Annotated in this window: 24 protein-coding genes; 19 read left to right on the top strand and 5 right to left on the bottom strand. The window is 62.0% G+C overall.

Annotated elements, in window-relative coordinates; all coding sequences use genetic code 11:
* Positions 1–6 precede the first annotated feature (6 nt).
* Positions 7–1,569, bottom strand: coding sequence for an Ig-like domain-containing protein (locus CRX69_RS20810; RefSeq protein ID WP_157952138.1), 1,563 nt, complete (start codon positions 1,567–1,569; stop codon positions 7–9).
* A gap of 220 nt (positions 1,570–1,789) precedes the next feature.
* Here CRX69_RS20810 and CRX69_RS20815 point away from each other — a divergent pair, with 220 nt between their 5' ends.
* The 3 genes from CRX69_RS20815 (at position 1,790) to ada (ending at position 4,347) form a co-directional block, all read left to right on the top strand.
* Entirely contained in the window at positions 1,790–2,518 is a 729-nt protein-coding gene (locus tag CRX69_RS20815) for a 2OG-Fe(II) oxygenase (RefSeq protein WP_107322751.1), read from the top strand.
* Positions 2,505–3,185 (top strand): DNA oxidative demethylase AlkB, encoded by a 681-nt coding sequence (alkB, locus tag CRX69_RS20820; protein WP_371516307.1) that lies wholly within the window; start codon positions 2,505–2,507, stop codon positions 3,183–3,185. Before CRX69_RS20815 ends, alkB begins: the two co-directional genes overlap by 14 nt.
* Positions 3,186–3,273: 88 nt before the next feature.
* A complete protein-coding gene (gene ada / locus CRX69_RS20825; RefSeq protein WP_107322752.1) occupies positions 3,274–4,347 on the top strand; it encodes a bifunctional DNA-binding transcriptional regulator/O6-methylguanine-DNA methyltransferase Ada in 1,074 nt (357 codons plus the stop codon).
* Here ada and CRX69_RS20830 read toward each other — a convergent pair.
* Positions 4,311–4,799 carry a GyrI-like domain-containing protein gene (locus CRX69_RS20830; protein WP_107322753.1) on the bottom strand — a complete coding sequence of 163 codons (489 nt, stop codon included), beginning with the start codon at positions 4,797–4,799 and terminating at the stop codon, positions 4,311–4,313. The two genes, ada and CRX69_RS20830, sit on opposite strands and share 37 nt — an antisense overlap.
* Before the next feature lie 148 nt (positions 4,800–4,947).
* Here CRX69_RS20830 and CRX69_RS20835 point away from each other — a divergent pair, with 148 nt between their 5' ends.
* The 7 genes from CRX69_RS20835 (at position 4,948) to CRX69_RS20870 (ending at position 11,170) form a co-directional block, all read left to right on the top strand.
* Positions 4,948–6,021, top strand: coding sequence for an NAD(P)H-dependent flavin oxidoreductase (locus tag CRX69_RS20835; protein WP_047227646.1), 1,074 nt, complete (start codon positions 4,948–4,950; stop codon positions 6,019–6,021).
* A gap of 356 nt (positions 6,022–6,377) precedes the next feature.
* The gene (gene modA / locus CRX69_RS20845; protein WP_107322755.1) at positions 6,378–7,130 is read left to right on the top strand and encodes a molybdate ABC transporter substrate-binding protein; all 753 of its coding nucleotides are present in this window, start codon (positions 6,378–6,380) and stop codon (positions 7,128–7,130) included.
* On the top strand, positions 7,131–7,811 hold the full coding sequence (gene modB, locus CRX69_RS20850; protein WP_047227648.1) for a molybdate ABC transporter permease subunit: 681 nt from the start codon (positions 7,131–7,133) through the stop codon (positions 7,809–7,811).
* Between the two features lie 3 nt (positions 7,812–7,814).
* Positions 7,815–8,894 carry a molybdenum ABC transporter ATP-binding protein gene (gene modC, locus CRX69_RS20855; RefSeq protein WP_107322756.1) on the top strand — a complete coding sequence of 360 codons (1,080 nt, stop codon included), beginning with the start codon at positions 7,815–7,817 and terminating at the stop codon, positions 8,892–8,894.
* A 232-nt stretch (positions 8,895–9,126) separates the two neighbouring features.
* On the top strand, positions 9,127–10,164 hold the full coding sequence (locus CRX69_RS20860; protein ID WP_047227650.1) for a DNA topoisomerase IB: 1,038 nt from the start codon (positions 9,127–9,129) through the stop codon (positions 10,162–10,164).
* A gap of 133 nt (positions 10,165–10,297) precedes the next feature.
* Positions 10,298–10,864, top strand: coding sequence for an ATP-dependent Clp protease proteolytic subunit (locus CRX69_RS20865; protein ID WP_047227651.1), 567 nt, complete (start codon positions 10,298–10,300; stop codon positions 10,862–10,864).
* A 126-nt stretch (positions 10,865–10,990) separates the two neighbouring features.
* Positions 10,991–11,170, top strand: a complete 180-nt coding sequence (locus CRX69_RS20870) for a con-10 family general stress protein (protein WP_047227652.1) — start codon at positions 10,991–10,993, stop codon at positions 11,168–11,170.
* Positions 11,171–11,240: 70 nt separating this feature from the next.
* Here the strand turns inward: CRX69_RS20870 and CRX69_RS20875 are convergent, their stop codons facing one another.
* Positions 11,241–11,774, bottom strand: coding sequence for a DUF3087 family protein (locus CRX69_RS20875; RefSeq protein ID WP_107322757.1), 534 nt, complete (start codon positions 11,772–11,774; stop codon positions 11,241–11,243).
* A gap of 217 nt (positions 11,775–11,991) precedes the next feature.
* On the opposite strand from CRX69_RS20875, the gene ppnN reads away from it, so the two are divergent.
* A complete protein-coding gene (gene ppnN, locus CRX69_RS20880; RefSeq protein WP_047227654.1) occupies positions 11,992–13,365 on the top strand; it encodes a nucleotide 5'-monophosphate nucleosidase PpnN in 1,374 nt (457 codons plus the stop codon).
* 133 nt (positions 13,366–13,498) lie between these two features.
* Here ppnN and CRX69_RS20885 read toward each other — a convergent pair whose 3' ends face one another.
* Positions 13,499–14,167 carry an HAD-IA family hydrolase gene (locus CRX69_RS20885; protein WP_107322758.1) on the bottom strand — a complete coding sequence of 223 codons (669 nt, stop codon included), beginning with the start codon at positions 14,165–14,167 and terminating at the stop codon, positions 13,499–13,501.
* Positions 14,168–14,351: 184 nt separating this feature from the next.
* Positions 14,352–15,698 (bottom strand): MATE family efflux transporter, encoded by a 1,347-nt coding sequence (locus tag CRX69_RS20890; RefSeq protein WP_047227656.1) that lies wholly within the window; start codon positions 15,696–15,698, stop codon positions 14,352–14,354.
* Between the two features lie 607 nt (positions 15,699–16,305).
* Between CRX69_RS20890 and CRX69_RS20895 the strand changes: the two genes are divergently transcribed.
* From CRX69_RS20895 to cheD, 8 genes are read left to right on the top strand one after another with little or no spacing between them, the layout of a single operon-like run.
* Entirely contained in the window at positions 16,306–17,217 is a 912-nt protein-coding gene (locus CRX69_RS20895; RefSeq protein ID WP_420821205.1) for a methyl-accepting chemotaxis protein, read from the top strand.
* An 11-nt stretch (positions 17,218–17,228) separates the two neighbouring features.
* Positions 17,229–17,597 carry a response regulator gene (locus CRX69_RS20900; RefSeq protein ID WP_047227658.1) on the top strand — a complete coding sequence of 123 codons (369 nt, stop codon included), beginning with the start codon at positions 17,229–17,231 and terminating at the stop codon, positions 17,595–17,597.
* A 15-nt stretch (positions 17,598–17,612) separates the two neighbouring features.
* Positions 17,613–17,897 (top strand): STAS domain-containing protein, encoded by a 285-nt coding sequence (locus CRX69_RS20905; protein WP_047227659.1) that lies wholly within the window; start codon positions 17,613–17,615, stop codon positions 17,895–17,897.
* A 39-nt stretch (positions 17,898–17,936) separates the two neighbouring features.
* Entirely contained in the window at positions 17,937–20,036 is a 2,100-nt protein-coding gene (locus CRX69_RS20910; protein WP_107323293.1) for a chemotaxis protein CheA, read from the top strand.
* A 33-nt stretch (positions 20,037–20,069) separates the two neighbouring features.
* Positions 20,070–21,728 (top strand): methyl-accepting chemotaxis protein, encoded by a 1,659-nt coding sequence (locus CRX69_RS20915; protein ID WP_047227660.1) that lies wholly within the window; start codon positions 20,070–20,072, stop codon positions 21,726–21,728.
* Between the two features lie 40 nt (positions 21,729–21,768).
* Positions 21,769–22,305 carry a chemotaxis protein CheW gene (locus CRX69_RS20920; protein ID WP_047227661.1) on the top strand — a complete coding sequence of 179 codons (537 nt, stop codon included), beginning with the start codon at positions 21,769–21,771 and terminating at the stop codon, positions 22,303–22,305.
* Positions 22,302–23,138 (top strand): CheR family methyltransferase, encoded by an 837-nt coding sequence (locus CRX69_RS20925; RefSeq protein WP_047227662.1) that lies wholly within the window; start codon positions 22,302–22,304, stop codon positions 23,136–23,138. Before CRX69_RS20920 ends, CRX69_RS20925 begins: the two co-directional genes overlap by 4 nt.
* Positions 23,135–23,632, top strand: coding sequence for a chemoreceptor glutamine deamidase CheD (gene cheD / locus CRX69_RS20930; protein ID WP_047227663.1), 498 nt, complete (start codon positions 23,135–23,137; stop codon positions 23,630–23,632). The genes CRX69_RS20925 and cheD overlap by 4 nt, the downstream gene beginning before the upstream one ends.

A 23,632-nucleotide genomic window follows, 5' to 3' on the forward strand; every position in this document is an offset into this window, starting at 1 on the left:
CTTGCCTTATCTCAAATGTTGCACCGCAGGAAAATAAGACGATTTAAGTTGAAGAGTACTTCCCCCGGCTAAGTCTCTCACGACCCCATGGGTCTGATTCTCATGCCCCCGTCTCGCCCAATACCAAGAATTCGGCCAACCCAGTATCGAGGGTAAATCGCCTTCGTGCCGGTAGTTCCCAATGAAAGCATCATAGACAGCTTCCTCGAGTACCCCACCCTGCCCCCACATGACACTGACCAGAAGTGAGACTATCTGCACGCCTGAAACCGTGATGGTATAGGACGCAGAGACGCCGTCCCCGTCGGTGACAGTGATTTGCGCCTGGCCATTGCCCGCGGCACGCACATACCCCGTATCCGCGTCCACCACAGCCACTTGTGGGTTCGATGACGAGTATTTGTGGGGAGGAACCCCACCTACCGCGACACGCGTGTAACTCGCGTTGCTGGAGGGGATTGGATTGTTGGGCAATCGATGGTCCGCAATGACGTAGTTCTGCGTGGCCATGACATAGGCGTCCCCAAAGCTCAGAGGGAACGCCACGGTCAGGTCTCTTGCCGACGACACCTGACCGCTACCGTAGAGCGCTTTCGCGGTAAAACTGTGCTCACCGAGAGCCAGACCGATGACGGCGAAGTTCCAGATACCATCGCTGCTGGCGTGGGCAGAACCTTTGAAATCGGCACCGTCAAAAATATCCACTCCTTTATCGCCACTGGCGGTGCCGCTGAGCATGACGGCCGTTTCCACAGTGCTTGCGCCATGCGGAATTTCAACTTCTTTGCCGTCCTTCACTGAGGTGATTTCTGGCGGAGCAAGTCGGTTCAGGTGAATATCCAGAACATAAACTGACGACTGACTGGAATTGCCCAACTGGTCGAGAACCCTGAACTCGACCTGTGCCCTGCGGTTGTCACCCGCTTCCTGGAATTTGTCGGTGAACAGTGTCCTCACCTCCGGGACCGGGGCGCCGTCGGCTATCTCCCATTCATCGGTCGCATCGCCCAGCAGAAACTGAATACGATCGTAGGGCCGCCGGTTGCTGTAGTCGAAACCGAACGTCACCCCTTGCGCCGCCCGCTCGGCGCTGACCCCTTCGTCGATTACATCGGCTGGAATCAGCAGTTCCAGGCCTTCCGGCGCAGGTTCACCCGGAGCACGCAGGTGATACAGGAAGGTCAAGTCATCCGAGACCTCGTCGCCGCCGCTGGCGCGGGTCACTTTGTAGTACAGCCGGTTGACGCAATGACGCAACCGCCTGTGGGGTACATACAAGCGCATGCGCAGGCTTTCCTCCCCCGGCCGGACTGTATCGCCTGTCACGGGAGCGGGCTCGTCATTGAGATACAAGTCAGCCCGATCATCCGCTTCCAATGTCCAGGAATGACTCTGGGCCAATACCCATGGATCAATCAGACATTCAAGGCCCTTGGGCTGGTCGTCGTAAAGGCTTTTGGGGATACCCACCTGGGCAATGCCGGCCGGTCTCACCGGGGTGACCCAACCCATGATGATCACAGGGTGCAACTTGAATAGTTCGTTCAATGTGCTGGATTGGATATCCATCATGCTCTCCTGGTGGGTGACAATCGCGAGCCTCTCGGGAACGTCGTTATCACACTCCAGGGCGGGGGAACTGGCTACTGTCAGATCTAACAGGTGTCGTGACGTTTGAGACAAATGGTTGGGTTGAGCTCGGTCAAGGGACATTGACCGCAAGCCCCGGAGTGCCGCAGACCTGAGCGCCTGCCAGACTGACCGCACTCTATTTGCCAGGTCTTCGATCATGCTCCCGAGCCTTCATGCGCCCTCGCTGGCCCAACACGTCAACACCCTTGACTGGCCCTCCCTGGAACAAGACCTCGACCAGGACGGCAGCGCAATCATCCGTAACCTGCTTACGGCCGAGCAATGCAGGATGCTCAGTGGCCTATACGCCGAACCCAACCTTTTCCGTTCGAAGGTGATCATGGCCCGCCACGGATTCGGGCGCGGGGAGTATCAGTATTTTCGCTATCCGCTGCCCGACCTAGTCCAGCAGTTGCGTCAATCCTTGTATCCGCGGTTGGTACCGCTGGCCAATCGCTGGAACGAATGCATGGGCCTTGAGGTGCGCTACCCCTCCGAGCATCCGGCTTTCATTGAACGCTGTCACACCGCCGGGCAACGGCGTCCTACGCCGTTGTTGCTGCAATACGGCCCGCAGGACTACAACTGCCTGCATCAGGACCTGTACGGCGAGCACGTATTCCCGCTGCAGGTGGCGATTCTGCTGTCGGAACCGGGCCAGGACTTTACCGGCGGCGAGTTCGTTCTCACGGAGCAGCGCCCGCGCATGCAGTCACGTGCGCAGGTTATCGATCTGAAACAGGGCGATGCTCTGTTATTTGCCGTGCACCAACGGCCGGTCAAAGGCGTTCGCGGTTATTATCGGGTGAACATGCGCCATGGCGTCAGCCGCGTGCACAGCGGTAGCCGGCATACACTTGGAATCATTTTTCATGATGCGCAGTGACGACACCCCTATCACGCTGGACCTGTTCGCCGACGAGACGCCGACGACACCCGGCCTGACCGAACAGATCGGCGAGCAAGCGTTTGTGTTGCGTGGTTTCGCCCTGCCCTGGCTCGAACGTTTGCTGCCGGCCCTGGAAGCGGTGTTGCTGGCCGCGCCGTTCCGGCAGATGGTCACGCCTGGCGGTTTTACCATGTCAGTGGCCTTGAGCAGTTGCGGCGCGCTGGGCTGGACCACCGACCGCACTGGCTATCGCTACACGGCCCATGACCCACAGACCGGCGCCCCCTGGCCCGACATGCCAGCGGTGTTCCGCGAACTGGCCCAGGCCGCCGCCCGACAGGCCCACTTCGAGCACTTCGAGCCCGACGCCTGCCTGATCAACCGTTACGTGCCCGGCGCGCGAATGTCGCTGCATCAGGACAAGAACGAACGCTGCCTCAGCGCCCCCATCGTCTCCATGTCCCTGGGCTTGCCGGCGGTGTTCCAGTTCGGCGGGTTCGAGCGCAGCGACAAAAGTCTGCGCGTTCCACTGTTCCACGGCGACATCGTGGTCTGGGGCGGCGTGGACCGGTTGCGTTATCACGGCGTGCTGCCGCTCAAGCAAGGCCAGCATCCGAAGCTGGGCGCCCAGCGGATCAACCTGACGTTCCGCACCGCCGGGTAACCGTGCAGAATTCAACCGCAAGACCCGGAGTGTTGCCATCTCACAGGCTCGCTACCTTAGCCAAAACGGGCCAATGGACATAACGACCATGAACAGCACTTCGAACACCCTCACCGCTGAACAGGATCCTCGCTGGGCCGCCGTGCTCGCCCGGGATCCGCGCGCCGACGGGCAATTCGTCTATGGCGTGAAAACCACCGGCATCTATTGCCATCCCAGCAGCCTGTCGCGCCTGCCCAATCCACGGAACGTGGAATTTTTCGACACGCCGGAACAGGCCCAGGCGGCGGGGTATCGTCCCAGCAAGCGAGTGGCCAGGGACCAGACCCAGCTCGCCGCCCAACAAGCGGCCCGGGTCGCGGCCGCCTGCCGACAGATCGAGGCTGCCGAAGAACTGCCTGGGCTCAATGATCTGGCGCAAAGCGCAGGCTTGAGTCCCTTCCATTTCCACCGGGTGTTCAAGGCCGTCACCGGTCTGACACCCAAGGGTTATGCCGCCGCCCACCGCTCGCGCAAGGTGCGCGAGCGCCTGAGCGATGGTGGATCGATCACCCAAGCGCTGTACGACGCCGGCTTCAATTCCAACAGCCGCTTTTATGAAGCCGCCGACAACGTGCTGGGCATGAAACCCGCCGATTATCGCGCCGCCGGGCAGAACACCGACATTCGTTTCGCCGTCGGCCAATGTTCCCTCGGGGCGATTCTGGTGGCACAAAGCGAACGCGGTGTGTGCGCGATCCTGCTGGGGGACGATCCGGACGCGCTGGTGCGGGATCTGCAAGACAAATTCCGCCGCGCCAACCTGATCGGTGCCGACCGCGAGTTCGAGCAATTGATCGCCCAGGTGGTGGGCTTTATCGAGGCACCGGCCCTGGGCCTGGACCTGCCGCTGGACCTGCAAGGCACGGCGTTCCAGGAACGGGTCTGGCAGGCCCTGCGGGATATTCCGCCGGGCAGCACCGCCAGCTATGCCGAGATCGCCCAGCGCATCGGCATGCCTAAAGCCGTGCGCGCCGTGGCCCAGGCCTGCGGGGCCAACAGCCTGGCAGTGGCGATCCCTTGCCACCGGGTGGTGCGCAGCGACGGCAACCTGTCGGGCTATCGCTGGGGCGTGGAGCGTAAACGTCAGTTGCTGGCGCTGGAGCGCTCGTCCGCGGACTGAACGCCGATGTAGATCGCCACCGAGTCGGGGCCGCTGTAGACCTCGAAATCGGTGGTGAAGCGGCGCAGCGTCTGCGGGTTGTCCGCGAAATATGCCCAGATCAGGCCCCAGGTCTGGATCACGCAATCGGGCATCGGTCCCTTGGCCGAAAACACCAGGTAATCCCCACCTTCGATGTCCACGGCGGGGTAGCCTGCGCTGGTCGCATCCACCTGCACCCCGGCCGTCACATCAAAGTAGCCGGTGGCGTCGGATTCATAGTTGGAATAGACCCCGTAGACAAACGATTCCGACTGCCTGGCGGGGATCTTGTCGAACAACCCTTCGCTGAAGAATTGCTGCCACATCGGGCCGATCCGTGCCGTGTCGGACTGCTGTTCGTCAGCGTTGCGCGTGTGTACCTGCAGGCCGGCCACGGTAAAGGGTTCGACTGCCTTGAGTTTGACGTCCATGGGTCAGGCTCCTTGAGAAATGAAGCGCGCATGGTAACCCGCTGGCCGTCGGGATCAAGTTGCCGCATCCGATTGAAAAACTCGACTGGCCCTGGCCGGGCCACACCTGCTAAAAACGTTGTTTTCCTCTGCCGTCGGAGACCTGTACATGAGCCAGTGGCCAGACACTCGCATTCTTGACCTGCTTGGCATCGAGCTACCCATCATCCAGGGGCCGATGGCCGGAGTGACGGGGCCGGCCATGGTGATCGCTGCCTGCAATGCCGGCGGGCTGGGTTCGATGCCGGCGGCGATGCTGGATGTCGAGCAGTTGCGCCAGGCGCTGACGACGATCAGCGAACAGACCGACAAGCCGTTCAACGTGAATTTTTTCTGTCACCAGCCACCCGTGCTCGACGAGCCGCGCGCCGAGGCCTGGAAGCAGCACCTCAAGCCCTACTACGAAGAACTGGGCGCTGACTTCGACGCGCCGACGCCGGTGTCCAACCGCACGCCGTTCGATGATGCAGCCTGCCGGGTGCTGGAGCAGATGCGTCCTGCAGTGGTCAGCTTCCACTTCGGCCTGCCGGAGAAGTCCCTGCTGGATCGGGTGAAAGCCACCGGCGCTAAAGTCCTGTCGTCGGCCACCACCGTCGAGGAAGCCATCTGGCTGGAACAGCACGGTTGTGACGCGATCATCGCCATGGGCTATGAAGCCGGCGGCCATCGCGGGATGTTCCTCAGCGACGACCTCAACACCCAGGTCGGCCTGTTTGCCTTGCTGCCCCAGGTGGTGGATGCGGTGAGCGTGCCGGTGATCGCTGCGGGCGGTATTGGCGATGCGCGGGGTATCGTCGCAGCGTTTGCTCTGGGCGCATCGGCGGTGCAACTGGGCAGCGCCTATCTGTTCACCCCCGAGGCGAAGATCAGCGCGGCCCATCACCGGGCGCTGCGCACGGCCAAGGAAAGCCAAACCGCAGTCACCAACCTGTTCACCGGCCGCCCGGCCCGGGGCATCGTCAACCGGGTGATGCGCGAGATCGGGCCGATGAGTCCGATAGCGCCGGCATTCCCCCTGGCTGGCGGTGCGTTGCTGCCGTTGCGCGCCAAGGATGAAGCAGACTTCAGCAACCTGTGGGCCGGCCAGGCGTTCCCCATGGGTCGGGAGCTGTCGACCGCGGAGCTGACCCGACAACTGGCCCAGGAGGCCCTGGCCCAACTGAACGGCCGTGGGCGGTCCTGACGGTCGTCATCGTCTGTTGGAACGCCATCGCGAGCAGGCTCGCTCCCACAGGGGATCGGTGGTGAACACAACATCTGGGCACACCACTGGACCTGTGGGAGCGGGCTTGCTCGCGAAAGCGGTGGGTCAGCCAATAGAAATGTTGAATGTACCGCCGTCTTCGCGAGCAAGCCCGCTCCCACATGGGTTCTGGTGTGGCAGCAAGAGGTGTGTTCGCCACAGATCCCCTGTGGGAGCGAGCCTGCTCGCGATGGCGGCCGCCCTCTCACACCAACGTCCGCAAAATGCCGCGTTCCGTTTATCGGCCATTCGCTATATATTTCCGTATATAGCGAAACCGACCTTTCGGAGCCTTTATGCACCTCACCCGCTTCGCGCCGTTGCTGCTGACTACACTCTTTTGCGTTGGCGCCGTCCAGGCCGATGAGGTGCAGGTGGCCGTGGCGTCCAATTTCACCGCACCGGTCCAGGCCATCGCCGCCGGCTTCGAGAAAGACACTGGCCACAAGCTGGTGGCGGCCTATGGCGCGACCGGGCAGTTCTACACCCAGATCAAGAACGGCGCACCGTTCGAAGTCTTCCTCGCCGCCGACGACACCACCCCGGCCAGGCTCGAAAGCGAAGGCGACACCGTGAAGGGTTCGCGCTTCACCTATGCGGTCGGCACGCTGGCGCTGTGGTCGGCCAAGGACGGTTATGTCGACAGCCAGGGCCAGGTGCTCAAGGACAACGGCTTCCAGCACCTGTCCATCGCCAACCCGAAAACCGCGCCCTACGGTTTGGCCGCCACCCAAGTGCTGGACAAACTGGGGTTGACCGGGCAAGTCAAAGGCAAGCTCGTCGAGGGCCAGAACATCACCCAGGCTTATCAGTTCGTTTCTACCGGCAACGCAGAACTCGGCTTCGTGGCCTTGTCCCAGGTGTACAAGGACGGCAAGGTGGCCAGCGGTTCGGCATGGATCGTCCCCGCCGAGCTGCATGACCCGATCAAACAGGACGCGGTGATCCTCAACAAAGGGCGAAACAACGCCGCCGCCTCGGCGTTCATGGATTACCTCAGAGGCCCGAAAGCCACCGCCATCATCCAAGCCTACGGTTATCAACGCTAAATGCCACTGACCAGTGCCGACTACGCCGCCATTTGGCTGACCCTGAAACTGGCCTCGCTGACCACAGTGATCCTGCTGCTGATCGGCACGCCCATCGCCCTGTGGCTGTCACGTACCCAGTCCTGGCTACGCGGGCCGGTGGGCGCGGTGGTGGCCCTGCCATTGGTGCTGCCACCCACGGTGATCGGCTTTTACCTGTTGCTCGCCCTGGGCCCCAACGGCTGGATCGGTCAATTCACCCAGGCCGTCGGGCTGGGCACCCTCACCTTCAGTTTCACCGGGCTGGTGATCGGCTCGGTGATCTACTCCATGCCGTTTGTGGTGCAGCCATTGCAGAACGCATTCTCCGCTATCGGCAGTCGTCCCCTGGAAGTGGCGGCCACTTTGCGGGCCGGTCCCTGGGATACGTTTTTCAGTGTCATCCTGCCCTTGGCCCGCCCCGGTTTCATCACTGCGGCAATCCTCGGCTTTGCCCACACCGTCGGCGAATTCGGCGTGGTGCTGATGATCGGCGGCAACATCCCCGAAAAGACCCGCGTGGTGTCGGTGCAGATCTACGACCATGTCGAAGCCCTGGAGTACGCCCAGGCTCATTGGCTGGCGGCGGCAATGCTGGTGTTTTCATTTCTTGTGCTGCTGGCGTTGTATTCCAGCCGCCGAACCCGGGCCGGCTGGAGCTGATCGATGATTCAAGCGCGTTTTCAGCTCGACCATGGAGACTTCTCCCTGGACCTGGATGTGCAACTGCCGGGCCGTGGCGTGACCGCGCTGTACGGCCAGTCCGGTTCCGGCAAGACCACCTGCCTGCGCTGCATCGCCGGGCTGGAACGGCCGACCCGGGGTTTCATCGAGGTCAACGGCGAAGTCTGGCAGGACAGCGAGCGCGGGGTGTTCGTGCCGCCCCATCAACGGGCGCTGGGGTACGTGTTCCAGGAGGCGAGCCTGTTCGCGCATCTGTCCGTGCAGGCTAATCTGGCGTTCGGCCTCAAGCGCATCGCACCGGCGCAACGACGGGTGGACATGGACCAGGCCACCGAACTGCTGGGCATTGGTCACTTGCTCGATCGACAGCCACACAACCTGTCCGGCGGTGAACGCCAGCGGGTCGGCATCGCCCGAGCCCTGTTGACCAGCCCGCGACTGCTGCTGATGGACGAGCCCCTGGCCGCCCTGGATACCCGGCGCAAGAACGAAATCCTGCCTTACCTGCAACGCCTGCACGATGAGCTGGACATCCCAGTGCTGTACGTCAGCCACTCGCAGGACGAAGTGGCGCGCCTGGCCGACCACATCGTGTTGCTGGAGGCCGGTCGCGTGCTGGCCAGCGGGCCGATTGGCGAAACACTGGCGCGACTCGACCTGCCACTGGCATTGGGCGATGACGCGGGCGTGGTGGTCCAGGGCAAGGTCAGCGGTTATGACGCAGCCTATCAACTGCTGTCCCTGACACTGCCCGACAGCCTCTTGAACGTGCGTGTCGCCCACACGCCTCTGGCCGTCGGACAGCCGTTGCGCTTCAAGGTCCAGGCCCGTGACGTCAGCCTCAGCCTGGCGAACGATGCCCAGACCAGCATCCTCAACCGTTTGCCCGTTACCGTGGTCAGCGAACTGGCTGCCGACAACGCCGCCCATGTGTTGATTCGGCTGGAGGCTGCTGGCACGCCGCTGTTGGCGCGCATCACCCGTTACTCCCGCGATCAGCTCAAGCTTCATCCGGGACAATTGCTGTGGGCGCAGATCAAGGCGGTGGCGGTGTTGGCGTAGGGTATCGCCCCAGACAAATCCCTTGTGGGAGCGAGCCTGCTCGCGATGGCGGTGGTTCAGTCAACATGGGTGTGAACTGATCTGACGCTATCGCGAGCAAGCTCGCTCCCACAGGTCCGGCGGTCCAACCCTGATTCGTGGGTGTTGCGGGCCACCTCAGAAACTTGGCACGACCGTCACAGGCTGCGGTCAATCACTCACAGGCCCCGGATTTGCTGCCAAGGATTCTTTCATGCCCGACACCCTGCCGCCGGATGCGCTGCCGGCCGATCTGCATTATGTCGATGACACCGCCCCTGGTATCTCCCGCAAAAAGTTGCGGGGCAAGTTCTGCTATTTCGATCCTCAGGGCCAGCGGATCACCGATGCGGCCGAAATCCAGCGCATCAACGCCTTGGCCGTACCGCCGGCCTACACCGATGTATGGATCTGCACCGACCCGCGCGGCCATCTCCAGGCCACCGGTCGGGACGCTCGTGGGCGTAAGCAGTACCGCTATCACCCGCGCTGGCGGGAAGTGCGCGATGCCGACAAATACTCCCGAATGCTGGAGTTCGGCCGTACCCTGCCGCGCTTGCGCAAACGCCTGGAGCAGATCCTGGCCACGCCCGGATTCAGCCGCGACAAGGTCATGGCCACGGTTATCACGTTGCTGGACGTCACCCTGATCCGGGTCGGCAACACCCAGTATGCCCGGGACAACCGCTCCTACGGCCTGACCACCCTGCGCAGCAAGCACGTCGAGGTCAATGGCAGCGCAATTGCCTTCCAATTCCGTGGCAAGAGCGGCGTCGAACACCAGATCACCGTGAAAGACCGGCGTCTGGCGCGGATCATCAAGCGTTGCCAGGAGATTCCAGGGCAGAACCTGTTTCAGTACCTGGACGACAACGGCGAACGCCACTCCGTCAGCTCGTCCGACATCAACGCCTACCTCAAGAGCCTCACCGGCGCGGACTTCACCGCCAAGGACTACCGCACCTGGGCCGGCAGCGCGGCGGCTCTGGCGGGGCTGCGACTGCTGTGCTGGGAAACCGAGAGCGAGGCAAAAAAACACCTCGCCGAGATGGTCAGGCAGGTTGCCCGGCAACTGGGCAATACCCCCTCCGTCTGTCGTAAATGCTACATCCATCCCGCCGTGGTGGAGGGTTTCCTGCTGGGTTCGCTGAGGGAGCTGCCCAACCCCCGGGTCCGCAAAGGCCTCAGCGAGGAGGAAGCCGCGCTGGCGATGTTCCTGCAACGCATGGCCCAAACTGCCGAAGCGTGCTGAACCCGGCGAACCACACCTGCTCGAACGCCAACATCCGGCCTCAGACGAGGAACATCCGCGCACCTGCGAACTCCCAACTGTACGGCGCCACCGCTGCGCAGACCGTTCAACGGGAAGTCGACAGGAGTTTGAAATGTCCGAACACATTGTCCATTTTCATTGCCAGATCGATCAGGGAACGACCGAGCGCTTCCGGGACAACTGCCTGGATGCCATTGAAAAAGGCGCCGACTCACTGATGCTCAATCTCTCGACGATCGGTGGCAGTACCAACTTCGGCTTTACCCTCTACACCTTCATCAAATCCCTTCCGGTGCCGGTGCGTGCCGTGAATGCCGGCAATATCGAGTCCATGGGCATCATCATGTACTTGGCCGCCAGCGACCGCACCACCACGCCTCACTCGCGTTTTCTGATTCACCCTATGAACTGGTATTTCGGCCAGAAGTCGGTGGATCACTCGCGTTTGCGGGAATACCTGTCCAGCCTGGACAACGACGTGGCGCGGTACGTGGAAATCTACGTGAAGGAAACCGCCGGCGCCGCCACTCAGTTGGACATTTTCAAATGTCTTTGCGCCGAAGAACGGGTCATCCCGGCCGAAAACTCTTTGGCCTTCGGCATCGCGCACCGGGTCGAGCAAGTGGTTTTCCCGGTGGATGCCAAGCATTGGAAAATCAGTGGTGGCGAGGACCAGTGACCCCGTGCGGTCAGTGCGTGCCGTTCGTCATCTGACGAAGTGTTTTCATTAAACTTTTGCCGGCCATTTCCTTTCACAAATTATGCGAGGCTCGTTGCTCGCGTAACCAAAATGAGGATGCTCGAAATGGCCAGTAGTGGAAACAAAAACCAAGGCAACTTCGCAAATGATCGGGAAAAAGCATCGGAAGCCGGCAAGAAAGGCGGCCATGCGTCGGGCGGTAACGTTGCAAGTGATCGTCAGAAAGGCACTGAGGCGGGCCGCAAAGGAACTGACCGCAACCAAGGCGCGGGCAGAAAATCGTAACCTGGAAAATCGCTGGGGCGCACGCCTGCTGCGCTCCGGCGCTTAATCTGTCATTGCCCTGAGGCGTCGATCAGCGTCCGCTATAAGCCTTTTTCACCATGTCGATCCAGATCGGGTCCAGCCGAGCTTGCTCGCTGTCGAGATTGAGCGACTGCATCCTTGTCAGATGCTCATCAGCCTCTCGGGCGAGTGAGCCCTGGGCGCTGGAGTTGGCGTCCAGTTGATGCATCTGCGTCAATCCCAGATGATAAAACCGTAGCAGCTTCATGGCCGCCACGTCCTGGGCCTGCACACCGGCCTTCACCTGGTGCATCACATTGGTGATGCTCATCAGGCTGCGCTTGAGCTGCCAGCCGTACACCGCCGCGGCCATCCACGGCTGCGACCAGAAATACAGACGCATCAAGGCGACCATCACCAACACCGCGGCAATCACCCCGCCGAGATTGAAGCGAAAATTATCCCCCCCGGGTGTGCCGAACAGCATCACCGAAAGGCTGGACAACAGCATCGCCAGTGCCAGGAACGTCACGGCGACGATGAGGGTACTGCGTCGGGTCTGGCGTCGGTAGACTTCGGCGTCCCACGGCTTGAGCTCGAACATCGCGGTGCAATTTCCTTGTGCGGGGTAAAAAAAGTCCCGCATTATCGCCTGCCCGGTGGATTTAGCTATGCTGGAGCTCATTTTGTGTTGCAACCGACCCGAAGGATCCGGATCAAAGTCCATGGCGATACCGCAAGGATCGTGCGATCTTTCTGCGTGGACGTTTTTTTCAAGATGCCGTCGTTGTGAGTACGGCATCGTTTTCAAGGAAAGCTGAATGAATCAAAGACATGTAATCAACGCCTCGGTCAGCCCGAAGGGCAGCCTGGAGACTTTGTCCCAGCGCGAAGTCCAGCAACTGAGTGAAGCCGGTTCCGGCAGTATCTATACCCTCTTCCGCCAGTGCGCCCTGGCCATTCTCAACACCGGCGCCCATGTCGATAACGCCAAGACCATCCTGGAAGCCTACAAAGACTTCGAGATCCGTATTCACCAGCAAGACCGCGGCGTACGCCTGGAACTGCTGAACGCCCCGGCCGACGCCTTCGTCGATGGCGAGATGATCGCCAGCACCCGCGAGATGCTGTTCAGCGCCCTGCGCGATATCGTCTACACCGAGAACGAACTGGACAGCCAGCGCATCGACCTCAGCTCCTCCCAGGGCATCAGCGACTACGTCTTCCACCTGCTGCGCAACGCCCGCACATTGCGCCCTGGGGTGGAGCCAAAAATCGTCGTGTGCTGGGGCGGCCACTCGATCAACACCGAAGAATACAAATACACCAAAAAAGTCGGCCACGAACTGGGCCTGCGCAGCCTGGACATCTGCACCGGCTGCGGCCCGGGCGTGATGAAAGGCCCGATGAAAGGCGCCACCATCGCCCACGCCAAACAGCGTATCCACGGCGGCCGTTACCTGGGGCTGACGGAGCCTGGCATCATCGCCGCCGAAGCGCCGAACCCGATCGTCAATGAGCTGGTGATCCTGCCGGACATCGAGAAGCGCCTGGAAGCTTTCGTGCGCGTGGGCCACGGCATCATCATCTTCCCGGGCGGCGCCGGTACGGCGGAAGAGTTCCTCTACTTGCTGGGTATCCTGATGCACCCGGCCAACCAGGACCTGCCCTTCCCGGTTGTTCTGACCGGGCCCAAGAGCGCCGCGCCGTACCTTGATCAACTGCATGCCTTTGTCGGTGCGACCCTGGGCGAGGCTGCGCAGAAGCACTACCAGATCATCATCGACGACCCGGCCGAAGTGGCTCGGCAGATGACCCAAGGGCTCAAGGCGGTCAAACAGTTCCGCCGCGAACGCAACGACGCCTTCCACTTCAACTGGTTGCTGAAAATCGACGAAGGCTTCCAGCGCCCGTTCGACCCGACCCACGCCAACATGGCCAGCCTGGGCCTGAGGCGCGACCTGCCCGCCCACGAACTGGCCGCCAACTTGCGCCGGGCGTTCTCGGGGATCGTGGCCGGTAACGTCAAGGACAAGGGTATCCGCCTGATCGAAGAACACGGTCCTTACGAGATCCACGGCGATGCCGCCATCATGGAACCCCTCGACCGGCTGCTCCAGGCCTTCGTCGCCCAGCACCGCATGAAACTGCCGGGCGGCGCGGCGTATGAACCGTGCTATCGCGTGGTGACCTGACCGATTCAACGATCACCACAGATCCAACTGTGGGAGCGAGCCTGCTCGCGATGGCGGCCGATCAGATTGCATCATTGCTGAATGTGCCGACGCTATCGCGAGCAGGCTCGCTCCCACAGGGGGTCTGCTGCGATCACAGCGTCGGGTTCAGTCGCATCCGTCCGGCCTCATCCACCTCAAGGCCAAGCCCACGGTAATCCTTGATCAGCGGATGGGGGGTGGCCACCGGATGCGTATGCGTCGCCGTCACCACCCACACATCCGCTCCCGCCGCCTCGCCGGCCTTGATACCCGCTTCGGCATCCTCGAACACCAGGCAGTCCTGGGCGGCGACTTGCAGGCGCTCCGCTGCCAGTCGATAACAGGCCGGATTGGGTTTGCCGTCGCTCACATCCTCGGCGGTGACCATCACCGCCGGACGTGGAATGCCGGCCGCTTCCATGCGCCGCAAGGCCAGCGCCATGGGCGCCGAGGTGACGATGGCCCATTGCAGGGGCGGCAGGCTGTTGAGAAATGCTGTAGCGCCGGGCACCGGCACCACACCTTCCACGTCTTCGATTTCTTCGCGGGTAATCTGCTCGGCCTCGGCCAGGGCATCTACCCCTGGCAGGCGCTGGCGGGCAATGGTGTCGATGGCGCGCACGCCGTGGATGGTCGGCAGAAAGCTCGCCACCTCCACACCGTGACGAAGGGCCCAGCGCGTCCAGATCCGCTCGGCCGCGGCGATGGAATTGAGCAGCGTGCCGTCCATGTCGAAGAGGAAGGCGCGATAGGAAACACTGGAGGGCGGGCGGGCAGACATCGAAATCCTCGGTGATGGCGGTAGGAGAATGCCGGCCACTGTAACATCGCCAGGCACCGAATCCCTGTGGGAGCGAGCCTGCTCGCGATGGCGGTGGGTCAGCGCGCATCGATGCCGAATGTGCCGACGCTATCGCGAGCAGGCTCGCTCCCACAGGTTTTTTGTTGTGTCAGAAAGCGCAGCGCTACACCAACCGCTCAATCCGCTGATGCTGCCAGACCATCTTGTAGTACAGGGTCTGCAACACCAGCATGCTCAAGTAAGCCACCGGAAACGCCATCCATACCCCTTGCAGGCCGAACTGCGCGTCCAGCAGGTAGGCCACTGGCAGCTGAACGCCGACGATGCAGAAGATCGAAATCGCCACCGGCATCAGCACCGTGCCGCTGGCGCGCATGATGCCGCCGACCACCGCCTGGAAGCCGAAGACCAGCAGGCTCCAGAGCATGATGTGCAGCAGATGTTCGGCCTGGATTCGCGCCGCCGGGTCGGTGATGAACAGCCCCAGCAGCCAGTGAGACAACAGATATCCCAAGACCACCAGCCCACCGGTGAGCCAGACGTTGATCAACAGGCCGGTGCGCAGGATCGGCCCCAGACGCTCCAGACGCCCGGCACCGATGGCCTGGGCGCCGAGGATCGAGGCGGTGATGGCAATCGACAACGCCGGGAACTGCACGTAATTGACGATCTGCGTCACCGCGCCATAGGCGGCCGTGGCCTGGGACCCGTGGCCATTGACCAGCGCCAGGATCACCAGCTCCGACAGTGAGATCACCACCATCTGCAACCCCGTGGGCAGGCCGATGCGCAGCACCTTGCCGAGGATGTCCATGTCCAGGCGCATCGCCGCGAACAACGCCCGGTCCGGCGCCAGGGCGTGCTCGCGACGGTTCAGGCGCCACGCGAGCATGACCATGGCCGACGCCGTACCCACCAGCCCCGCCAGCGCCGCGCTCTCGATGCCCATCTGCGGCAGCCCCAGCCAGCCGCGAATCAGCGCCGGCGTCAGCAGCAGCCCGACGCTGGTGGACACCAGCAAGGCCAGCATGGGCGACAGCGTATCGCTCACCCCGCGCAGCAACTGGGTAAACACCACGAACACCAGCAGTATCGGCAGGATCCACATCATCACCCGGGCATAGGACACCGCGTCCTCCAGCACATCGGCCGGCGTCCCCAGCCCCTGCAGCGCCTGGCGCGCGAACACGGTGCCGAGCACCGCCGCCACCAGCCCGATGATCGCCGCCAGCAGCAACGTGGTACCGGCAATCGCCTTCACCGTGCCGGTTTCCCCGGCGCCGTAAGCCTGCCCGATCAACACCCCCGCTCCCGCGCCCAGGCCAATCACCAGCGCGATAAAGAAAAACAGGATGGGAAACATGCCTGATACCGCCGCCAATGCCTGGGTGCCGAGCATCTGGCCGATGTAGATGCTATTGAGCGTGCCGGACATCGATTGCAGGAAATTGGACAGGACCATGGGGGCCAGGAACAGAAGGTAGATTTTCCAGAGAGGCTGGGTGGGCATGAGGGCTCGTGATGGCAGGTTCAAAATCCGATGCGGGGTAATTTAGCTTATTCCCGGATGGTGGTGAGGGAATCTGTGGGAGCAAGGCGCAAGGGGTTGTGGGCGACTCATCTGTTCGTCAGGGCGCCTCGACATTTCAGCGACTGCGTCTAATCTCAGATAGCACAGTGCCACTCACTGGGCAGGTCAACGCCCTCGGCCATGCAGGAATCGGACGACCGGTCTTAAAGTCCGGGGTGGGGTCGCAGATAACCAGTTATTCGTAAATAACCTGTTAGCAACACTGTTCAAGGACCGAACCATGACGTCGTATTCACACGGTCATTCCCATTCCCAAACTCCGCCGCGCATCCTTTGGTCCAGCTTGTTTGTGGCCCTGATCGCGAGCGTCGGCCTGTTGGTTCTCAACGGCCCAAGTACACAAAACCTGGGGTTGTGTGCCGTGCTCCTGGCCATTGGCGCCGGGGTCGGCGTGTGGGCTGCCCGCGCCCAGCACCAGCAGATCGACAGAGCCGTCGCCGCCGCCATTGCCCATCACGCGCTACACGCCGCCGACCACTTGAACCATAAGGCCAGCGCGCAACTCAACGAAGTCATCCTCGGTGCCATGCCGATCTGGGCCAAGCAGGTGGAAAGCTCCCGGCAGCAGACCGAAACCGCGATCGTCTCGCTGACCAATCGCTTCACCGGCATCTCTTCACGCCTGGAAGATACCGTGCAAGCTTCGCAACTGGCCGCCGGTGAGCTGGCCGGCAACAGCAGTGGCGGCGCCGTGCAGGTGCTGGCCCAAAGCGAAGGTGAGCTGGTCCAGGTCATCGACTCCCTGAAAGCCACCCAGGCCAGCCGCGATGAAACCCTGGCCCAGGTGCGTAACCTCACCGCCTACACCGGCGAGCTGCGAACCATGGCCGCCGATGTCGCGGCCATTGCCGCGCAAACCAACTTGCTGGCCCTCAACGCCGCCATCGAAGCCGCCCGTGCGGGCGAAGCCGGGCGCGGTTTTGCGGTGGTGGCCGACGCCGTGCGCAGCCTGTCGAGCAAGTCCAGCGAGACTGGCCAGCAGATGTCGGCCAAGGTCGACATCATCAATAGCGCCATCACTCAACTGGTCCAGGCCGCCTCCAGCGGCGCGGATCAGGACAGCCAGTCGGTCACCGTCTCCGAGGACAGCATCCAGCGCGTGCTGGAACGCTTCAAGAGCGTCACCGGGCGGCTGGCCGAATCGGCCGACCTGCTGCAGCAGGAAAGCTTCGGTATTCGCGACGAGCTCACCGAAGTGCTGGTCAACCTGCAATTCCAGGATCGGGTCAGCCAGATTCTCAGCCACGTGCGCGACAACATCGAGGACCTGCATGTGCATATGCAGCAGGCCAGTCAGTCGCCCGACCAGGCCGTTTCCATCGATGCCCGCCAATGGCTGGCGCGCATGGAAACCACTTACGCCACCGAAGAACAACGCCGCAACCACCACGGCGAATCGGGCGCGCAACAGAATTCACAGGAAATAACCTTCTTCTAGGAGAGCCGTTCATGGCTAAAAGTGTATTGGTTGTCGACGACTCCGCGAGCGTCCGGCAGGTCGTCGGCATCGCGTTGAAAAGTGCCGGCTACGACGTGATCGAGGCCAGCGATGGCAAGGATGCACTGGGCAAGCTCAATGGCCAGAAGGTGCACCTGATCATCAGTGACGTGAACATGCCGAACATGGACGGCATCACCTTCGTCAAGGAGGTCAAGAAGCTGGCCAGCTACAAGTTCACGCCGATCATCATGCTCACCACCGAATCCCAGGAGTCGAAAAAACTCGAGGGCCAGGCGGCGGGTGCCAAGGCCTGGGTGGTCAAGCCGTTCCAGCCGGCGCAGATGCTGGCGGCGGTGTCCAAGCTGATTCTTCCTTGATTCGCGGAGAGTGAAATGCCCTTGCTGTACGAAACACAGGACGACACCGCGCAGGTGCAGATCGACGGAGAGCTGACGATCTACACCGCCGCCGACCTCGCCGCGCAGTTGCTGCCGCGCCTGGGGGCGACGCCGCGCATGGCGCTGGATCTGTCGCAGATCACGGAAATGGACGGCGCCGGCCTGCAACTGCTGATGATGGTCCAGCGCGAGGCTCCCAAGGCCGGTACCCGCCTGGAGATAACGGGCCACAGCAAGGCCGTCACGGAAACACTCGCCCTGTGCAACCTGGTTGTATAGAGACCTCGCAACACGTCGGACACGACAAAGGATATGAGCGTGAGCATCAATCTCGATCAGGCACAACAAACGTTCATCGTCGAGGCACGGGAACAGTTGCAGGCGATGGAAGAGTCCCTGCTGCAACTGGAAAGCGACCCGGGCGACGATGATGCTATCGGCGCGATCTTCCGGGCGGCCCATACGATCAAGGGCTCGGCCGGGCTGTTCGGCCTGGAACCCATCGTCAGTTTCACCCACATCGTCGAAGACGTACTCGATCGGTTGCGCAATGGCAGCGTCGAAGTGGACGCCGGCCTGATCGCCGTGCTGCTCAAGTCCAGTGATCACATGCTGGAGCTGATCAATGTGGTGGCCAACCAGGGCGCGAAACTGGCGCCCCCGGCCCTGGCCCGGGAAATGGAGCTGTGCCAGATCCTTCAGGAATATCAGGCGCCCTCGCCTGCCGAAGCCCCGAAGCCCGCCGAAGCAAGCGACACACAAGCGCCCGCCGAAACGCGCCTCTGGCATATTGCCCTGCGTTTTGGCCCGGAGGTGTTCCGCAACGGCATGGACCCGCTGTCATTTCTGCGTTACCTGCAAACCCTCGGTGAGATCATCCACATCACCACGCTGACCGACGTAATGCCCTCGGCCGAAACCTGGGATGCCGAGTCCTGCTACCTGGGGTTCGACATTGAGTTCAGTTCGGCTGCCGGCCACGGGGCGATCAACGAAGTCTTCGATTTCGTGCGCGAAGATTGCCAGATCCAGATCGTCGCCATTGATGACCCCGTGCCGCAGACGAACACCGGACTGGTTGCCACCACCCAAGAGCAGGCTGACCCCAACACGGCAATGGTCACCACCGGCGAACTGATGCCGGACCAGCGTTCGGCTGCGCGCATGCCCGCTCAGGTCTCGCCCGACAAGCAACCGGCGACCAGCGACGGCAAGGCCAAGGACGGCGCCTATGTGCGGGTCAACGCCGACAAGCTCGACGAGTTGATCAACCTAGTGGGCGAACTGGTCATCGCCAGCGCCGGCGCCAGCCTGCTGGCCCGCCACTGCAACGACGACTCGTTGCAGGAATCGACTTCAACGGTGTCCGGCCTGGTGGAAGAAATTCTCGACGGCGCCTTGCGTCTGCGCATGATCCCCATCGGTGAAACCTTCAACCGGTTCCGCCGGGTGGTGCGCGATGTCAGCCAGGAACTGGGCAAGGACATTGACCTGATCATCAGCGGTGCGGAGACCGAGCTGGATAAAACCGTGGTGGAAAAAATCGGTGACCCGCTCATGCACCTGTTGCGCAACGCCATGGACCACGGCATCGAAACCGCTGAGGCGCGGCTGGCGGCCGGTAAACCGGCCAAAGGTCATCTGCACCTCAATGCCTATCACGACTCAGGCAGCATCGTGCTGGAAATCGCCGACGACGGCGCCGGCCTGAACCGTGACCGGATCCTGGAAAAAGCCCAGGAACGTGGTCTGGTTGCCCTTGGCGCCAGCCCCACCGACCAGGAAATCTACAACCTGATCTTCGAGCCGGGTTTCTCCACCGCCCAGGCCGTCACCAACCTTTCCGGGCGTGGCGTCGGCATGGATGTGGTCAAGCGCAACATTACCCTGCTGCGCGGCACTGTCGATCTGGACAGCCAACCGGGCCAGGGCACCGTGGTGCGCATCCGCCTGCCGCTGACGCTGGCGATCATCAATGGCTTTCTGGTGGGCATCGGCCAGTCCACGTACGTCATTCCCCTGGACATGGTTCAGGAATGCATCGAGCTGAGCGAGGACGACGGGGTTTGCAGCCGCGAACAAGGCTACCTCGACCTGCGCGGCGAAGTGCTGCCGCTGGTGTACCTGCGCGATCACTTCAACCACGAAGGCCCGGCCTCGCGCCGGCAGAACGTGGTGGTAGTGCGCTACGCCGAACTCAAGGCCGGGCTGGTGGTGGATGACCTGCTCGGTGAATTCCAGACCGTGATCAAACCCCTGGGCAAGTTGTTCGGCGCGCTGCGCGGCATCAGCGGCTCGACGATCCTGGGCAGCGGCGCCGTGGCATTGATTCTCGACGTGCCGGCGCTGCTCACGCAGATCGCCCAAATAGACAACCGCTACACCTCGACTCAATCACAACAAGCCACTGCTCGCTGACGCTTTAGCAATTCCATGGAGAGGTACTTCCCAATGAAATGGTTCTACGATCTTAGAATCGCCACCAAACTGATCACCTCGTTTCTGGTGGTACTCGCGTTGACCGCCGTCATGGGGGTGTTCTCGATTATCCAACTCAACGAGGTCAACGGCACAACCATCGAGATCCGCGAAAACTGGATGACTTCGATGCGCGCCGCCTCGGGGATGCGCTTCTACGCGGCGAACTATCGCCTCAAGGAAAATCGCCACATTTCCGCTGACTCCGAGCAGGAGCGCACGGCCATCGAAAAAGAAGCGGACGAAGCCAAGCAGGGTTTCGAAACGCGTCTGGCGACCTATGAAAAACTGCTGTCCAGTGCCGAAGATCGCCAGCTGTTCGACACTGCCCGCAGTGACTGGGCCGCGTACCTGGCCGTTAGCAAAGACCTGTTCGCACTGTCCCGACAAAATCTGCTCAACGAAGCCCAGACGTTGCTCAAGGGCGAATCCAAACGTCATTTCGACCTGGTGACCGCCGACCTGCAGAAACTGGTTGAGCTCAATGCCGCCGGGGCCGACGTGGCCAGCGCCCATGGTACGGAACTGTATGAGAATGCGCGTCTGTCGATCATCGCCGTGCTGGTTGCCGCCCTGCTGGTGGGCCTGGGCCTGGCACTGTTCATTTCCCGGATCATTTCCCGCCCCCTGAAACAGGCGGCCTTGGTTGCCGAGCAACTGGCCGAAGGCAACCTGAACGCGAAAATCGAAAGCGGCTCCAAGGACGAAACCGGCATGGTGCTCAACGCCATGCAAAACATGGTGGGCAAGCTGTCCCATATCATCGGTGAAGTGCGCAACGCCGCCGACAACCTGGCCAGCGCCTCCGAAGAAGTCAGCGCCACCGCGCAATCCATGAGCCAGGCCACCAGCGAGCAGGCGGCCAGCGTCGAAGAAACCAGCGCCTCCATCGAACAAATGAGCGCCAGCATCAACCAGAACACCGAGAACGCCAAGGTCACCGACGGCATGGCCAGCAAAGCCGCCAAGGAAGCCACCGACGGCGGTGAATCGGTGCAGCAGACCGTGGTGGCGATGAAGAAAATCGCCCAACGCATCAGCATCATCGACGACATCGCCTACCAGACCAACCTGCTGGCGCTCAACGCTGCAATCGAAGCGGCCCGCGCCGGTGAGCACGGCAAAGGCTTCGCGGTCGTCGCCGCCGAGGTGCGCAAACTGGCTGAACGCAGCCAGGTGGCGGCCCAGGAGATCGGCGAGCTGTCGTCCAGCAGCGTCGACATGGCCGAGAAGGCCGGGCATCTGCTCAACGAAATGGTCCCGTCCATCAACAAGACCTCGGACCTGGTGCAGGAAATCAGCGCCGCGTCCGAAGAACAGGCCGCCGGCGTGGCGCAGATCAACACAGCCATGACCCAGCTCAACCAGGTGACCCAGCAGAATGCTTCCAGCAGCGAAGAATTGGCTGCCACCGCAGAAGAGATGAGCAGCCAGGCCGAACAGCTGCAACAGGCCATGAGCTTCTTCACCTTGGACGCACCAGCCAAATCGGCCAGCCAGCCACTGAAGGTGGACAACACGCCAGGTCCGTCCAGTCGCAAGACAGCCCGTGCGCCCGCGGCGGTGATGCCCAAGGCATTTGCCTACAACATGGCCAGCGCGCCAGACGAATCCGAATTCACCCGGTTCTGACGGTCCGGCCCTACGGGCTTCGCTTAAAAGGAGAAAAGGCATGGGCGCCATCGCGACCACACGTCAAGCCGCCATCGCGGTTGAGGAAGAAGCGCAATACCTGACGTTTATGCTCGGCACGGAGATGTTTGCCATCGGCATCCTGTGCATCAAGGAAATCATCGAGTACGGCAACCTGACGGTGGTGCCGATGATGCCGGCCTTCGTACGCGGGGTGATCAACCTGCGCGGCGCGGTCGTGCCGGTGGTGGACCTGTCGGCCCGGTTCGGCCGACAGAACTCGGCGATCACCCGGCGTTCGTGCGTGGTGATCATCGAGGCCAACACCGAGGACGGCCCCGCCCAGGACATCGGCCTGCTGGTGGACACGGTGTCGGCGGTGCTGGAGATCCCGGCTTCGCAGATCGAACCGCCACCGAGTTTCGGGGCGAAGATCCGCGCCGATTTCATCAGCGGCATGGCCAAGGTCGACGGCAAGTTCGTGATCGTACTGGAGGTGGACCGAGTGCTGTCCATCGATGAAATGTCGCAGCTGGCCCAGGCCAGCCCTGCCGCGCTGGAAGCTGAAAACCAATGAACGCAGACACCTGCAAGGAACGCACTGTGAACTCATTGGCGCTCAATGACCGTGAGTTCAGCCAGTTTCAAGCCTGGCTGTATCAAGCCGCGGGCATCAACCTGTCACCGGCCAAGAAGGCCTTGGTGGCCGGGCGGTTGTTCAAGCGCCTCAAGCACTATGAGCTGGGCAGTTATGGCGAGTATTTCAAGCTGATCATGAGCGGCCAGCGCACCGAGGAATTGCAGGTGGCGCTGGACCTGCTCACCACCAACGAAACCTACTTTTTCCGCGAGCCCAAGCACTTCGATTTCCTGCGCGAACATGTGCTGCCCCATGCAACGCCGGGTAAAACCTTCCGCCTGTGGAGCGCCGCCAGTTCCTCGGGTGAAGAGCCCTACAGCCTGGCCATGACCCTGGCCGAAGGACTGGGCACCACACCTTGGGAAATCATCGGTTCAGACATCAGCAGCCAGGTACTGGCCAAGGCCCGTTCCGGACATTACCCCATGGAACGCGCCCGTACCCTGCCCCAACCGTTGCTGGTGAAATATTGCCTGAAGGGCACCGGCAGCCAGCAAGGCACATTCCTCATCGACCGGGCGTTGCGCAGCCGGGTCAACTTCATCCAGGTCAACCTCAACGACACCTTGCCGGAGCTGGGCGAGTTCGATGTCATCTTCCTGCGCAACGTCATGATCTATTTCGACCAACCCACCAAAAGCAAAGTGGTCGCCAGGTTGCTCCCGCGGCTCAAGTCCGGCGGGTATTTCATCGTGAGCCACTCCGAAAGCCTCAACGGCGTATCCGATGCGTTGAAACTGGTGGCACCTTCGATTTATCGCAAGCCATGAGCGCCGCGCTCAAGCAAATGCCCGAGGTGTATCTGGCGCCCGGCGAGTTTCGTTTCGCCACCAGCCCGACTCGCCTGCGCACCATTCTCGGCTCTTGCGTGGCCGTCACCCTGTGGCATCCGGAGCGCAAGATCGGCGGCATGTGCCATTACATGTTGCCCAGCCGGGCGCGCTGCTCCACGGCGCTGAACGGCATGTACGCCGACGAAGCCATCGAACTGTTCGTCCGCCAGGCAAAGGCCCATCGCACCGAACCCGAGGATTACCAGCTCAAGCTGTTCGGCGGCGGCGAAATGTTCCCGGAGCTGCAACGCCAGGTGCCGTTCGGCGACGTGGCGCGGATGAACGTCAACGCAGCGCTGGAAATGGCCGCGCTGTACCGCCTGGACCTGATCGCCCAGGACATGGGCAGCACGGGCTACCGAAGCATCATCTTTGACCTGTGCAGCGGCGACGTGTGGGTCAGGCATCAACCGATAAGGACCCGGCATTAA

The organism is Pseudomonas rhizophila (assembly GCF_003033885.1).
GTDB classification, from domain to species: Bacteria; Pseudomonadota; Gammaproteobacteria; order Pseudomonadales; family Pseudomonadaceae; genus Aquipseudomonas; species Aquipseudomonas rhizophila.